Annotated in this window: 12 protein-coding genes; 8 read left to right on the top strand and 4 right to left on the bottom strand. The window is 64.4% G+C overall.

The window, feature by feature from the left end:
* Window position 1: 1 nt before the first annotated feature.
* Complete coding sequence (locus HUTA_RS14355) at window positions 2-1,666, top strand: tRNA uridine(34) 5-carboxymethylaminomethyl modification radical SAM/GNAT enzyme Elp3 (protein WP_015790653.1); 1,665 nt, start codon at window positions 2-4, stop codon at window positions 1,664-1,666.
* A 141-nt stretch (window positions 1,667-1,807) separates the two neighbouring features.
* Here HUTA_RS14355 and HUTA_RS14350 read toward each other — a convergent pair whose 3' ends face one another.
* A complete protein-coding gene (locus tag HUTA_RS14350; protein ID WP_015790652.1) occupies window positions 1,808-2,044 on the bottom strand; it encodes a hypothetical protein in 237 nt (78 codons plus the stop codon).
* A gap of 109 nt (window positions 2,045-2,153) precedes the next feature.
* Here HUTA_RS14350 and rqcH point away from each other — a divergent pair, with 109 nt between their 5' ends.
* Window positions 2,154-4,277, top strand: coding sequence for a ribosome rescue protein RqcH (gene rqcH / locus HUTA_RS14345; protein WP_015790651.1), 2,124 nt, complete (start codon window positions 2,154-2,156; stop codon window positions 4,275-4,277).
* Window positions 4,278-4,326: 49 nt separating this feature from the next.
* Window positions 4,327-5,169, top strand: coding sequence for a carotenoid biosynthesis protein (locus tag HUTA_RS14340; protein ID WP_015790650.1), 843 nt, complete (start codon window positions 4,327-4,329; stop codon window positions 5,167-5,169).
* 117 nt (window positions 5,170-5,286) lie between these two features.
* Here the strand turns inward: HUTA_RS14340 and HUTA_RS14335 are convergent, their stop codons facing one another.
* On the bottom strand, window positions 5,287-6,795 hold the full coding sequence (locus HUTA_RS14335) for a M23 family metallopeptidase (protein ID WP_015790649.1): 1,509 nt from the start codon (window positions 6,793-6,795) through the stop codon (window positions 5,287-5,289).
* A gap of 117 nt (window positions 6,796-6,912) precedes the next feature.
* On the opposite strand from HUTA_RS14335, the gene HUTA_RS14330 reads away from it, so the two are divergent.
* From HUTA_RS14330 to HUTA_RS14315, 4 genes are all read left to right on the top strand, one after another.
* Window positions 6,913-7,818, top strand: coding sequence for a DUF7351 domain-containing protein (locus tag HUTA_RS14330; RefSeq protein ID WP_049941370.1), 906 nt, complete (start codon window positions 6,913-6,915; stop codon window positions 7,816-7,818).
* Window positions 7,819-7,884: 66 nt separating this feature from the next.
* Window positions 7,885-8,955, top strand: coding sequence for an mRNA surveillance protein pelota (locus tag HUTA_RS14325; protein ID WP_015790647.1), 1,071 nt, complete (start codon window positions 7,885-7,887; stop codon window positions 8,953-8,955).
* Window positions 8,956-9,023: 68 nt separating this feature from the next.
* Window positions 9,024-10,181 carry a sensor histidine kinase gene (locus tag HUTA_RS14320; RefSeq protein ID WP_015790646.1) on the top strand — a complete coding sequence of 386 codons (1,158 nt, stop codon included), beginning with the start codon at window positions 9,024-9,026 and terminating at the stop codon, window positions 10,179-10,181.
* A gap of 66 nt (window positions 10,182-10,247) precedes the next feature.
* Window positions 10,248-10,652: a PPOX class F420-dependent oxidoreductase gene (locus tag HUTA_RS14315; protein WP_015790645.1), complete on the top strand. Its 405-nt coding sequence runs from the start codon at window positions 10,248-10,250 to the stop codon at window positions 10,650-10,652.
* An 11-nt stretch (window positions 10,653-10,663) separates the two neighbouring features.
* On the opposite strand, the gene HUTA_RS14310 is transcribed toward HUTA_RS14315, so the two are convergent.
* Window positions 10,664-11,419 (bottom strand): MBL fold metallo-hydrolase, encoded by a 756-nt coding sequence (locus HUTA_RS14310; RefSeq protein WP_015790644.1) that lies wholly within the window; start codon window positions 11,417-11,419, stop codon window positions 10,664-10,666.
* Window positions 11,420-11,529: 110 nt separating this feature from the next.
* Here HUTA_RS14310 and leuS point away from each other — a divergent pair, with 110 nt between their 5' ends.
* Window positions 11,530-14,226, top strand: a complete 2,697-nt coding sequence (leuS, locus tag HUTA_RS14305; RefSeq protein WP_015790643.1) for a leucine--tRNA ligase — start codon at window positions 11,530-11,532, stop codon at window positions 14,224-14,226.
* A 7-nt stretch (window positions 14,227-14,233) separates the two neighbouring features.
* Here leuS and HUTA_RS14300 read toward each other — a convergent pair whose 3' ends face one another.
* Window positions 14,234-14,845 (bottom strand): TetR/AcrR family transcriptional regulator, encoded by a 612-nt coding sequence (locus tag HUTA_RS14300; protein WP_015790642.1) that lies wholly within the window; start codon window positions 14,843-14,845, stop codon window positions 14,234-14,236.
* Between the last annotated feature and the right edge of the window lie 121 nt (window positions 14,846-14,966).

Genomic DNA, 14,966 nt, shown 5'->3' with positions numbered 1-14,966 from the left:
AATGAGCACCGACGCGCCCGAGGCAGTCGAGGATCCGTTCGAACGCGCCTGTGAGGAGTTGATCGAACGGATTCTCGAGGGCGATCTCGATCGCGACGGCCTCGAAGCCGCCAAGCGGGACGTCTGCTCGAAGCACTCCTCGCCGAAAGTGCCGAAGAACTCGGATCTGCTCGACCGTGCGCCGGACGGTCGCCGCGATGAGCTGGCGGCCGTCGTGCGTCGCAAGCCGATGCGGACCGCCTCGGGTGTCTCGCCGGTCGCGATCATGACCTCGCCCGAACGCTGTCCACACGGGAAGTGTCTCTACTGCCCGGGCGGGCCGGATTCGGAGTTCGAGAGTTCCCAGAGCTACACCGGCCAGGAACCCGCCGCTGCTCGCGGGGTGCAAAACGACTACGACCCCTACGGGCAGGTGACGCTGCGGCTCCACCAGCTCCGGAAGATCGGCCACCCGATCGAGAAGGTCGAACTCATCCTCATGGGCGGGACGATGACCGCACGGAGTCACGACTATCAGGAGTGGTTCGTCAAGCGCGCGCTGCAGGCGATGAACGAGTACGATCCCGACTGCGATCCCCAGCCCTCCGAAACCGAGAGCTTCGCCCAGGATCCCGATGCGTACGACTTCCGCTATCTCGAGGACGTCATCGCCGACAACGAGACGGGATCGATCCGCAACGTCGCCACCACCTTCGAGACCAAGCCCGACTGGTGTGGCCCCGAACAGGTCGACCGGATGCTTCGGCTCGGCGGGACGAAGGTCGAGGTCGGCGTCCAGACGACCTACGAGTCGATCAACCGCGAGATGCACCGCGGTCACGGCGTCGACGCCTCCATCGAGGCCAACCGGCGTCTTCGGGACGCGGGGTTCAAGGTCGGCTTCCACATGATGCCGGGTCAGCCCGGCATGACCGAGGAGATGGTCCGGGAGGACTTCCGGCGGCTGTTCGAACAGCCCGAGTGGCGGCCGGACTACCTCAAGATCTATCCGACGCTCGTCGTCGGCGGGACCGTCACGTACGATATGCACCGCCGCGACGAGTTCGAACCCCTCACCAGCGAGGAGGCCGCCGAGCTCGTCGCCGACGTCAAGCCGATGATCCCGGAGTACACGCGCCTCCAGCGCGTCCAGCGCGATATCCCCGCGCCACTCATCGAGGCCGGCGTCCAGAAATCCAACCTTCGCCAGCTCGCCCGACAACGCATGGAGTCCCGCGGCGAGTCGTGTTCGTGCATCCGGTGTCGAGAGGTCGGCCACAGCGACGAGGAACCCGATGAAGTCACGCTGGACGTCGAGAAATACGAGGTTGCCGGTGGTACGGAGCACTTCATCAGCTTCGAGGATCGTGACCGGGATCTGCTGGTCGGGTTCTCACGTCTCCGGTTCCCCGGCGAGGTCGTCCGGCCCGAACTCGAAGAGGCGGCTGTCATCCGAGAGCTACACGTCTACGGCAGCGAGATCCCGATCGGCGAGGCAGGCGAGGACGGCGACGACTGGCAACACCAGGGCTACGGGAAGCGTCTCATCGAGCGCGCCGAGGCACTCGCTGCCGACGCCGGCTACGGGAAAATTGCCGTCCTCAGCGGGATAGGCGCGCGGGAGTACTACCGCGACCAACTCGGGTATTGCCAGGACGGCCCGTACGTGAGCAAGCGACTCGATTGAGCCAGCAACTTCTCGATATGCTGCCGTCGCTCGATTTGTTTCGATTTGTATACCACCCGCGGAAAAGGAGGAAACCGAAAGCCAGAGTCGCTCGACAACCTCGTGACGCTCTGAGCGCCTACCGGCAGCTTGGAAGGACAGTCAGCGGCTGGTTCGCTGAAACAAGACCTTCAGCGTTGCAAATACGACACCGAACACAAGACCGAGAGCGATTGCGTCAGTGAGAGAGCCACTGCTGATCAGCATATGTGCAACCGCATACGTCCCTCCGGGAATCGCCACCAGAACCAGCCACTGAATCGGTGTGTGTTCCTCGAGATAGCCCTCAAGCTGTTGGTACTGCTCGTAGCGCTTCTGGAGGCCGGAGGGCACGGACATGTGAGTATCCATAGCCGGAGAAAAGTTAAATCAATTGGTGAATCACTATCTGCAGCCACTGCTGGACGACGAGCGACACGCTTACGGCGCGCGCCCGACCAGTCCGGGCATGGACCGCAAGCGGGAACTCACCAGCGTGGACTGTGCCGCACTCGCCGGGGAACTCCGGGCGTTCGTCGGCGCGTACCACGAGAAATCCTATCTCTACGACGACGATCTGCTTCGCCTCAAGCTGAGCGGCCCGAACTTCGGCCGGATCGAACTCCTGATCGAGGTCGACGACCCCAAGCGCGTGCACACGATCACTCCGGATCGGGTTCCCAACGCGCCCGAGCGGCCGCCCAATTTCGCGATGATGCTCCGGAACCGGCTGGAAGGAGCACAACTCGAGAGCGTCGAGCAGTTCGAGTTCGACCGCATCCTCCAGTTGCGCTTCGAACGCAGCGACGACCACACGACGATCATCGCCGAGCTATTCGGCGATGGCAACCTCGCCGTGCTCGACGAGACAGACACCGTCATCGATTCCCTGGAGACGGTGCGCCTGCAATCCAGAACGGTCACGCCGGGCTCTCAATACGAGTTTCCGTCAGCGCGATTCAACCCGCTCACCGTCGAGTACGAGACGTTCGTCGAGCGGATGCGACAGTCAGACGCAGACGTGGTGCGGACGCTGGCGACCCAGCTCAACTTCGGCGGGCTCTACGGCGAGGAACTCTGCTCGCGGGCCGGCGTTCCCTACAACCAGGCCATCGGGGAGACCACCGACGCGGAGTTCGAGGCGCTGTACGACGCAGTGAATGACCTCTCGACACGACTCCGCGAGGGCGATCTCGACCCGCGACTCTACTTCGAGACGGACGAGCAGGAGACGCCCGTCGACGTGACGCCGGTGCCGCTGGTCGAGTACGAAGACACGCCAGGCGAGTCCTTCGACTCGTTCAACGACGCCCTCGAAGCGTACTTCCTCGGTCTGGAACAGGAGCCCGACGAGGAGGAAACCGGATCGAATCGACCGGACTTCGAGGCGGAGATCGAGAAACAAAAGCGGATTATCCAACAGCAGGAAGGGGCCATCGAAGACTTCGAGGAAGACGCCGAGGCCGAACGCGAGAAAGCCGAACTCCTCTATGCGAACTACGACCTCGTCGACGAGGTGCTTTCGACGGTCCAGGACGCCAGAGCGGCCGAAACACCCTGGGACGAGATCGAGGCGACGCTTTCGGCTGGCAAGGACCAGGGGATCCCGGCCGCCGAGGCCGTCCGCGATGTCGACGGCAGCGAGGGGACGGTGACGGTGCAGATCGACGACCACCACATCGAACTCGACGCCGATACCGGCGTCGAGAAGAACGCTGACCGCCTCTATCAGGAGGCAAAGCGCATCGAGGGGAAGAAGGCCGGCGCGGAGGAGGCGATCGCGAACACCCGTGAGCAACTCGAAGCCGTCAAACAACGGCGTGAGGCGTGGGAAGCCAGCGACGGGGACGATGGCGGTGACGGGAGCGGAGAAACCCACGAGGACGACCAGGAAGACGTCGACTGGCTGACTCGCGAATCGATCCCGATCCGGACGAGCGAGGAGTGGTACGAACGGTTCCGGTGGTTTACGACGAGCGATGGCTTTCTCGTGATCGGCGGCCGAAACGCCGACCAGAACGAGGAACTCGTCAAGAAGTATCTCGATCGCGGCGATCTGTTCTTCCACACGCAGGCCCACGGCGCGCCGGCGACGATCCTGAAAGCGACCGGGCCGAGCGAAGCGCCACCGGACGACATCTCGATTCCGGAGTCGAGTCGGGAGGAGGCCGCCCAGTTCGCCATCTCCTACTCGACGCTCTGGAAGGAGGGAAAATATGCGGGAGACGTCTACTGCGTCGGCCCCGACCAGGTCACCAAGACGCCCGAGAGCGGCGAGTATCTGGAGAAGGGGAGCTTCGCCATCCGGGGCGATCGGACCTACTACGACGACACGCCGGTCGGCGTCGCCGTCGGAATCACCTGCGAACCTGAGACGCGCGTCATCGGCGGCCCGCCGAGCGCAATCGACGGGCAGGCCGAGACCACGATCGAAGTCGAACCGGGGCGGTATGCACAGAACGACATCGCCAAGCGACTGTACCGGGAATTCAAGGGGCGCTTCGCTGACGATACCTTCGTCCGGAAGGTCGCCAGTCCGGATTTGATCCAGGAGTTCCTCCCGGCGGGTGGCAGCCGGATGGTCGAGGAGTGAACGGCGACGAACCGGTGACGTTTTGTCGTATCGCTATCCTGTCACGGTCATGGTCGAGTGGGCTTATCCTGCGTTCACGCTTTTTGGCGCGCTGATCTTCGGGCTGGCACTGTCCCACGCCTGGCCCGACCGACGTCGAACGACGATGGTCGTGTCCGGACTGGCCTACGGGCTACTCTTAGAGCAGTTGACGATCCTCGCCTACGAAGCCTACAGCTATCCGGTCGGCGAGTACCTCGTCACGCTGGCCAATGTGCCGCTGGCGATCGGTCTGCTGTGGGCGTCGGTTCTGTATGCCGGGTACGTGAGCGCGCGGAACGGTGGACTGACCGGAATCGCGGCCGCGCTGTTCGTCGCGCTGTTCGCGTTGCACGTCGACCTGGCGATCGACGCCGTCGCGATCCGCGTCCCCTACTGGGAATGGGGACGATGGGGCGAATGGTTCGGCGTGCCACTGGGTAACTTCGTGGGCTGGTTCTGGGTCGCCGTCGCCTACGGGGGTTGGTGGTGGTTCGTCGAACGTCAGTGGCCGGATCTCAGCCGGATGGCCACTGGGGCGGCCGTCGTCGGTGGTATCGTCGTGCCGACAGGCGGATTGATGGTGACCCTGGCAGTGTACGATGTCCTGGTGTTCCCGACAGCGGGACTCCTCGCCGGGACCGCCGGGACCGTGGCGCTGGCGATTGCCATCGTGATGCGAGCGGGCTGGCAGCCCCACGCCCCGCCGACACCGATCGCTGCGATTCCTGTCGTCACGCACGTGTTCTTTCTCGGCGTCGCCCTGTGGCTCGGGTACGGCCGCGGACTCATCGCTATCGGTCTCGTGATGCTCATGGTTTCGGTACTCGTCCATCTGCCGCCGAAATCACTCAGCGGCCTTCGAGAGGGGTGAAGTCCCGTTCCGGAACCGAAATGCCGGCCGGTCGTCGTTGTTCCGTCTTCTCCCACTCGAAGAATCTCCGGAGCTCCGATCCGCACTCTCACCGGAGTTCTCAAAGGGTGCAACGGGTCACTCGGTCGCGACGGTCGACCGAACCGCGTGCTGAAACCCGCGCCAGCGACCGTACTCCCAGCTACCGCCGTACAGCACTGCCCCCGTCAGAAACAGTCCCGCACCGAGCGCGACCGGGGCGACCGTCGGCAGGGCGGAGAGGCCGGCGAAGGCGCCAACCGCGAGTGCCGCCAGGCCCACGCCGCCGACCGTCCCGACCGACGCCGAGTGGACGCTACCGTTCCCGACCACTAGCCTCGCGCCCAGCGACGCCAGTCCGAGACCTGCCAGCCCCCCGACGAGGAGTGCGGCGGTCGTGAGTGACGCGCCGACGACGCCCGCCAGAACGGTGACGAACCCACCGACCGCGATCCCGTTGGCGAGTCCGGCGACCCGTCGAACGCCGCCGAGTGCCGGGGCGGTCGCTGGCTCGGGGTCACGTGACCCGTCGTCAGCCCTGTCGGTCTGCCCGTCGGCGACGTGGGTGACGCGCTGGCCGACGTGAATATACTGCCCAGTTCCCTCGGGGGCGTCCCAGCCGGTCGCTTCGGTGACGTCGACGCCCGGCGTCTCGACGGCCACGTTCTCGAATCTGATCGGCAATCCGGCCGCGAACTCGAAGGTGGGGTGATCCTGTAGCTGGACGTGGAGGTGGGGCTCGCTGGAGTTGCCCGAGTGGCCACACCGACCGATCTCCTGGCCCCGGTCGACCCGCTCGCCGGGTTCGACCACGATACTCCCGGGAACGAGGTGGACGAGGCTGCTGTACTCACCCTCGGCGTGGCGGATCGTGACGGCGTTGCCGGTGATCGAGCGCTTGCCGGGATGAGAGAACCCGCCGGCCCGGCCCAGTTCCGGATCGCCGTCGCGGACGTCGACGACGACCCCGTCGGCGGGCGCGAGGACCGGCTTGTCGTAGCAGTAGTAGTTCTCGACGCTCGTGTCCGCCTCCGCCGGGCGCGTCCGCCCGTCGTCGTCGGTGATCACGAGGTCGTAGGCGTAGCGCTGGGTCGCCGGGTACCACGAGTGGGAGTGCTCCTTGATCGGACTGCCGTTGACGACCGTCCAGGCCCCCTCGACCGGCAGTCGGTACTGACCAGATTGGGTGAACGATTCGGGGGCCGGCAAGGAGCCGCGATGTCGCACGACGGCGACGGCGCTGCCCAGCAGTTGCATCACGTCCTGGCGTCCCATCAGGGGATTCAGCACCGACAGCGAAAGTCCATACAGCATGGCGAACAGCCCACGCCAGCCACTGTCCATCTCGAGCCAGTCACGCGGGCCCGCAGCCGACTCGTCGTCGCCGAGTGACTGCCTCACAGCGCCGATCAGCATGGCGACGAACGGCCACAGCCAGAACAGCCAGAAGACGGAGAACAGCTTGAGTACTTCGAGGCCGGGCACGACCTCTCCGGGGATGCCGAGAAAGCCCAACATCCCCAGGGAGAGCGGACTGATCGAAGCAAGCCGTTCGCGGAGACGGTCCACAACTGTCCCCGCCTCTGGAGGGGATCGCGTTTCGGTCATTACCGGTGTACAGGGCGTTCGACGGTGTAAGCGTTCTGTGAAGCTGATTTCACACGGTGACCCACACACTTCGCCGGAAACCTGGATTCAATGGCGGTGTGGGACCACGTGCGTCCGATGGCTGACGACCAGGGGAGTGCCGTCGCCGAGGACGCCTTCGCGCTGCTCGGTCACGAGATCAGACTCGACATCCTCCGGGCCCTCTTCGACCGGTACGAGCCGATCGATCCGACCTCGGGCCCGGAGCTACGCGACCGGCGAACGCTGTCGTACGCGGAACTGATGGATGCCACCGGCGTGCAGGACAGCGGCAAGTTCAACTACCATCTGGAGAAACTCCGCGGCGCGTACGTCGAGGCGGTGGACGGGGAATACGTCCCGACGGCCGGCGCGATCGCGCTGTACGAGGCAATGATCGCGAACCGCCCGACTGAGTCGGTTCCGGCCGACGTCACTGTCGAGGCGACCTGTCCGAACTGCGACGCCGACCTGCACGGCGAGTACGAACAGGAGTTTCTCACCGTCGAGTGCCCGGCCTGCGACATCTTCTGGGGCGCGACCTACCGGTTCCCGAAGCACGGCGTCGCCGTCCGGGAAGGTGTCGACGTCTACGAGGCCCTGTACGATCGAATGATGTACCACGTCGGCCTCGCCCGGACGGGACAGTGTCCGTCCTGTGCGGGGATCACGGGCGTGACGCTGCCGTGGGACCGCCTGGACGGTGAGTCAACCCCGACGGTCGAGATGACGTGTGGGACGTGTTCCTGGCTCGCGACCGTCGACGTCATCAGCGCCCTCCAGTTCGAACCGCGAGTGACGAGTGCGCTGGTGGAGATCGGGGTACCGCGCGAGGAGACCAGTAGCCTGCGGGCGACCGAACGCGTCCTCCCGGCCGTCACCGGCCGGGTCGAGTCAAGGGAGCCGTTTTCCGCGACGGTCACCGTTCCACACGAGGGGGCCATCGCCGAGATATCGGTCGGGGAGGGCCTCGAGGTCCGCGCCGTCGAGACGACCACAGACTGAGCTCTGCCAGGGCAGCACGGCGAGCGGAAACGGCAGGCACTTGTCGCATGCTGCCCGAAAGCGGGTATGCGAATTGCCGAGCGGGAGCGCGTCGAGGGTGGACGTGAGCGCCTGACGCTCGTCCCCGAGAGCCTCGACGACCTCTGGCATCTCACCTACGTGATCGAGCCGGGCGACCGGGTGGCCGGCGACACCACCCGGCGCATCCAGCGCAACGACGACCAGATGCGGGACACGGGCGGGGAGCGAGAACACATCTGGGCAGCCCTCGACGTCGACGACGTCGAGTTCGCCCGCTTCGCCGATCGGCTCCGGGTCAGCGGCGTGATCGGTGACTGTTCCCGGGAGGATCAACTCGGCCAGCATCACACGATCAACGTCGAGCAACACGACGAACTCGACGTCGAGAAGACGTGGAAGCCCGACCAGATGGATCGGATCGAGGAGGCCGTCGAGGCGACCGACGTCCCGGACGTTGCCATCGTGACCGTCGAGGAGGCCCAGGCCTACGTCCACACCGTCGAACAGTACGGCACCGAGGAACGGGCGTCGATTGCGGGGCCGACCGGCAAAGGCGAATACGCCAGACCCCGTGAAGAGTTGTTCGGGGAACTCACGGACGTGCTCAAGCGAACGGACGCCGACGCGATCATCCTCGCCGGGCCGGGTTTCACCAAGCAGGACGCGCTCGCCTACATCGAAGACGAGGCACCGGCGGTAGCTGACTCGATCCGGACGGTCGACACCAGCGCCGTCGGCGATCGGGGTGTCCACGAGGTGCTCAAGCGCGGGGCCGTCGAGGACGTCCAGGAGGAGACCCGCATTGCCGAGGAGGCGACGCTGATCGACGAGTTGATGGAACGGATCGCGACCGGCGCGAAAGTATCCTACGGACCGGACGCAGTGGCTGAAGCCGCCGAGTATGGAGCCATCGAGCACTTACTCGTCCTCGATGAACCGCTCCGTCGGGCGCGTGACGAGGGAGACAACTGGGATATCGATGTCGATCGCGTCATCGAGCGGACCGAACAGCAGGGGGGTGAAGTGACCGTCTTCTCACGGGAGTTCGACCCGGGCCAGCAACTCTCGAATCTCGGTGGGATCGCGGCACTGTTACGATATCGCCTCGAATCGTGATAGGAAATTTCCAAAACGGTTTTTTGATGTGGGTGTGATTCCTATTCGACGGAGCATACTCACCGCGAATGTCTTTCGAAAATCAACCGGACTTCGCCAGCCAGGTTGCTGACCTGAACCGATACGGGCAGGCACTCAACAGCTGTGAGAGCGTCGACGAAGTCGTCTCGCTCACGCTCGAAGCGGTGTCACTGCTGTTTGACTTTCCATACGCCTCGTTCGTCGTGGTCGGTAACGGCCATCCGGAGGTGGCTGACAGCACGAACCCCCACTTCGAACCAGGTGACGAAGTGACTGATGTGGTAACCCAGGCCATCGAATCCGGCGAGACGGTTCGTCGCACGGGTGCGGAGGCCGGTGTTGTCGAGGATTCGGACGTAACTGCTACGCTTGCCGTGCCGGCCAGTATCGTTGACGAGGTCATGGTGGTTTTAGTGACGCGTGCGACGTCGATCGACGAGATCGGCGCAGAGCACGCCGAACCGCTCGAGATCCTCGCCTCGCACGCCGCGACGGCGATCAGTAACATCCGGTCGCGGGAGCAACTCGAACGCGCACGCCAGGACCTCGAGACGCGCAAGGAGATGGTCGAGCTGTACGACCGCCTCCTCAGACACGATCTCGGCAACGATCTGCAGGTGATCTCCGGGTTCACTGACTTCGTTGCGGACAGCGTCGACGGTGACACACTTGATTACGTCGAACGCATCAAGCACGCTGCCGACGACGCGGCCGACCTCATCGAGCGAGTGGGCGACATCGTCTCGACGCTGGAAGAGGCAGACGAACCCGAACCGAAACCGCTCCGGCGGGAACTCGATGAAACGGTCACGACCGTCGACACACAGTTCGACGAGTTGACCGTCGAGTTCGATCCGGCGGACTTCGAGTACCAGGTGTACGGTGGCGACCTGCTCGATTCAGTGTTCACAAACATCCTCTCGAACGCCGCGATCCACAACGACGACCCGGTGACGGTTTCGATCTACCTCGAACAGCCGAACGCCGAGACCATCGTCGTCGGCTTCGCTGACGACGGGTCGGGCGTTCCCGAGGCAGTCCGTGACGAGATCTTCGAGATGGGGCGAAAGGGACCGGAAAGTGAGGGGACCGGTCTCGGACTGGGATTCGTTCGCGCGCTAACTGAATCGTACGGCGGCACGGTCGAAGTCAGGGAGAGCGAAGCAGGCGGAGCCGACTTCCGGGTCGTGCTCGAACGCGCCTGAGTGACGAAAGGTGGCAGATTGGCTCACAGCCATACGCTTTATCCGCTCGGACGCGAACGTCGAGCCATGGCGAGTATTCCCGCAGCATTTCACGATCTCTTCGAGAAACAGACGTTCGCCCACCTGACGACGATGACGGCGGACGGAGAGCCACACACGACACCCGTCTGGATCGACTACGACGCCGACGATGACCTGATTCTGGTCAACACCGAGCGCGGCCGACGCAAGGAACGGAACGTGGCCCGCGACCCAACAGTCTCGGTGAGCATGGTCGACCCGGACAACCCCTACCGTTTTCTATCGGTGACTGGAGTGGTCGAATCGACGACGACCGAGGGAGCACGCGACCACATCGACGCCCTCGCACAGCGCTATCTGGGCGAGGACGAGTATCCCACGCCGGTCGAGACCGAGCGAGTCATCCTCCGAATTCGGGCCAAAGAGGTCATTACGGGCGACGTGGAGTGACGCTTTCCGACCTACACCTCGACGCACAGCCCGTCGCTCGCGACTGCCACAGCACCGGCGTAGTGCTCGTGAACCGACGCGATCATGTCCTCGTGTCGGCCATCAGTGTGGGGATACAGGTGTGTGAGATAGACGGTCCCGATGGACGCTTCGGCCGCCGCCAGCGCCTCGCCGAGTGATCCCGGCGTCGCATGGGTGTCGGTCTCGACGTCGTCGGGGAACGAACAGTCGTGGACCAGCACCTCGGCTCCGTCGGCCGTCGAGAGGAACGCCGGGAACGCCCGGGTATCGCCGCTGACGACGACCGTGGGGGCGTCCGCACCCGCCGGCGAAACCCGGTAGCCAAAGCCGGCCATCGAATGCTGTACCGCCCGAGCAACCACGTCGAAGCCAGCGAGCGTCGTTGCTCCGGGTTCGATATCGGTGGCATCCGGATCGACATGTTTCCGAAGATACGTGTGAACGTCGAGCAGTTCGTCGAGCAGGTCGCGAGTCCCGGGCGGCCCGGCGATGCAGAGATCGGACGCCCCGGCCAGCCAGCGAGCCTTCACCAGCGGGAGCAAGTCGGCGACGTGATCGAGATGGTGATGGGTGAGGAGGACGGCGTCGAGGTCAATGTACCCTCGTTCGGTCGCCGCGAGGGCGTCGAGGACGCCGCTGCCACAGTCGATCAACAGTCGGTTGCCCTCGGCTTCCAGTAGCAACCCGGTCTGATGCCGATTGCCGGTCGGCATGGCGCTGCCGGTACCCAGAAACGTCAGTTGCATGGCGATGGGTACGCCCACCGGGGCAAAAGTCTTCCTCCAGACGCGGGTGGATTGATCGAGGGATCCTCCCGCAGGTTTTTGTCCCGACTCCGGTAAAGACGACTCAAGAAATGGCTCATCGAGATCGGTACTCGTCCCAAGCCGTCCAGGATATCTGGCAGTTCGAGTGGGATCGCAAAGATGTCTACACATGTCCGGCTGACACCGAAGATCCGACCTACGTGCTGGGCATGTTCCCGTACACGTCCGGCAACCTCCACATGGGCCACGTGCGCAACTACGCAATCACTGACGCGTACGCCCGATATCGGCGGATGTGCGGCGACGAGGTGCTCCAGCCGATGGGGTGGGACGCCTTCGGGTTGCCAGCGGAAAACGCCGCGGAGCGCCAGCTGTCAGACCCCCAGTCCTGGACGGACACGTGCATCGAGGACATGCGCGAAGAGATGGAAGCGATGGGCTTTGGCTACGACTGGAACCGGGAGTTCACGACTAGCGACCCCGAATACTACCAGTGGAACCAGTGGTTCTTCGAGCGCTTCTACGAGGAAGGGCTCGTCGAGTACGAGGCCGCCGCTGTCAACTGGTGTCCCAACTGCGAGACCGTGCTGGCGGACGCCCAGGTCGAGTCAGTGGACGACGACGAGGACGACCACGACAGGGACGGCGTCGGTGGGCCGATTTCGAGCCAGGGGGTCTGCTGGCGATGTGAGACGCCGGTCGAGACCCGCGAACTCGATCAGTGGTTCTTTTCGATCACCGACTACGCCGAGGAACTGCTGGATGGCCTCGACGATCTGGAGGGGTGGCCCGAGAGCGTTCGGGAGATCCAGCGCAACTGGATCGGCAAGCAGGAGGGAGCGAGCGTCACCTTCGATGTGCCCGAGGACGGCGATATCGAGGCGTTCACGACACGGCTGGATACACTCTACGGCGCGACGTTCCTCGCGATATCGCCGGGTCACGATCTCGCCCGGGACCTGGCTACGGATATCGATAGGGTCGACGCCTACCTCGACGGGACGCGGGGGCGATCAGATGCTGAGCGACGGTCGACGGCCAGTGGGGTCGACACCGGCGTCCGTGCGATCCATCCACTGACTGGCGAGGAGCTCCCGGTCTACGTCGCCGAATACGTCCTTGACAACGTGGGGACCGGCGCCGTCATGGGCGTCCCCGCGCACAACGAGCGCGATCACGCCTTCGCGAGCGAACACGATCTCGCGATCACGCCGGTCGTGCGTCCATCGAACTCGGCGGAACATGACTTCAGCGCAACTGCCTACACCGGCGAAGGCACGCTCGAAAACAGCGGGGAGTACGGTGGACTCGATACCGAACGGGCCCGCGAGCAGTTGCTCGCCGATCTCGAGTGTGCCGAGTCGTCGGTCACCTACCGGCTTCGCGACTGGCTCATCTCCCGGCAACGGTACTGGGGGACGCCGATCCCGGTCGTCCACTGTGAGGAGTGCGGTCCCGTCCTGGTCCCGGAAGAGGAGTTGCCCGTGGAGCTGCCCGAATACGAGCCGACAGCCGGGAACCCACTCGCCGAGAACGAGGCGTTCGTCGAGACCACGTGTCCGGAGTGTGGCGCGGCCGCCCGCCGGGAGACGGACACGATGGACACCTTCGTCGACTCGTCGTGGTACTACCTGCGATTCCTCACGGCGGATCACGGGGACGCGCCCTTCGATACGGCACAGGCCGATGAGTGGCTCCCCGTCGACGTCTACGTCGGCGGCGAGGAACACGCCGTCCTCCACCTGCTGTACATTCGGTTTTTCGCCCACGTCCTGGCCGATCTCGGGCTCCTCGACGAGCCGGAGCCCGTCCAGCGGCTCGTCAACCAGGGGACGGTGCTGCACGGCGGCGAGAAGATGTCGACGGCGAAGGGAAACGTCATTACGCCCCACGAGTACGGCCCGGAGACGACGCGACTGTTCGTCCTCGGGGCGGCCCACCCCCGACAGGACTTCGAGTGGACCGCCAAGGACGTGAGTTCAGCCTACGACCTTCAACAGCAACTCTATGACATGGTCCGGGCGTTTACCGAGGCCGATGCCGGACGGAGCGAGCGCGAGCCCAGAGACGACTACCTCGATCGCGAGATCGACCGGACGATCGCCGCGACGACCGAGGAGTTCGACGCCTTCCGCTTCCATCGAGCGATCTCGGAGATTCGATCGCTTGCGGGCGTCCTCGGGCAGTACGTCGAAGCGGGACCGGTTCACGAGGCCGTCTACCGTCGCGGGCTCAAGACGCTCACGGCACTGATCGCGCCGATCACGCCGTACCTGGCCGAGGAACTCTGGAACCTGCTGCGGTGTGATGGGTTGGCCGTCGAGGCCGAGTGGCCGGAGCCGGCCGACAACGTGAGTGACTACCGGATCGAGCGGGCATTGATCGACACGACACGAGCGGACGTTCGGGACATCTGTGAGGTCGCCGGTATCGATGACCCCGGAGAAATCACGCTCGTCGTCGCTCCCGAGTGGAAGTACCGTGCCTACGAGACCGTTCGACGGGCCGACCCTGAAGGAGCCGTCGTCAGCCAGGCCTTCGAAGACGATCTCGTGGCCGACAATCGGGACGTGGCCGGTCCGTACCTCGCCGACCTCCAGGACCGCCGCCGATCGCTGGAACCCGTCCTCTCGCCCGACGCGGAGCAAGCCATCCTCGAACGGGCGGCGTGGCTGCTCCGTGCGGAGTTCGACGCACCAGTCAGCGTCCAGACGGCCGACGCGACGACAGACGAGGACTTACTCGAGCGTGCACAACCGGGCAAGCCCGCGATCCACATCGGGTGAGTGACCTTCACGCGCCCGGTCCGGCGGCAAGCAGATGGGATTCGAGGTACCGATCCAGTTCCTGGCGGGTCCGATCGAGCGGATCCCACCGGTCCAGCGAGACGGACCGATCGAGCGCACCGTACAGCGTCGAATAGATGAACTCTGCCGCCCGTTCTGCGTCGACATCGGCGAAGACGCCCTGTTCGATGCCCGCCTCGATCGTCTCGGTGAATTCGACCACGATGACTGCATCGGAGCGTTCGAATTGATCTCGATAGGCGGGTTTGTGGGCTGTCTGGGCGCGCATCTCGAGCAGCGCCTGAAAGAACTGTCGACGCTCTTCGCCCGGGTCGCGTGGCGCTAGCTTCTCGAGGAGTGACGTGAGACACTCCCGAGGAGCAGTAGCCTGGCAATCCGATAACTCGGCTTCGAGTCGGTCGAGCAGATAGGTCAGAAAGTCCGCCAGCAAGTCGTCCTTATCGTCGTAGTGATAGTACAGCAGTGACTGGCTCTTCTCGAATTCCTCGCCGATCCGTGAGATCGTCGTCCCGGCGTAGCCATGCGTACAGAGTGCCCGGTAGGTTGCCGCCATGATCGCTTCATCGGTCGACTCGACCGAGTCGAACCATTCAGTCATCGTGCCGTCCTCTTCGAACGGTTCGATTCCGAAATCCGGGAGCCATGCCGGTGATTGAACGGTTGATCAATCATGAATCTTTGGATTGGTTCGGCGCGTGTACTGCCCGGTCACGGCCAGC

Origin of the sequence: Halorhabdus utahensis DSM 12940 (assembly GCF_000023945.1) — an archaeon.
Lineage (GTDB): Archaea > Halobacteriota > Halobacteria > Halobacteriales > Haloarculaceae > Halorhabdus > Halorhabdus utahensis.
Note: the sequence above shows the minus strand (reverse complement) of the source record. Positions and strands in the feature narration are given on the sequence as shown.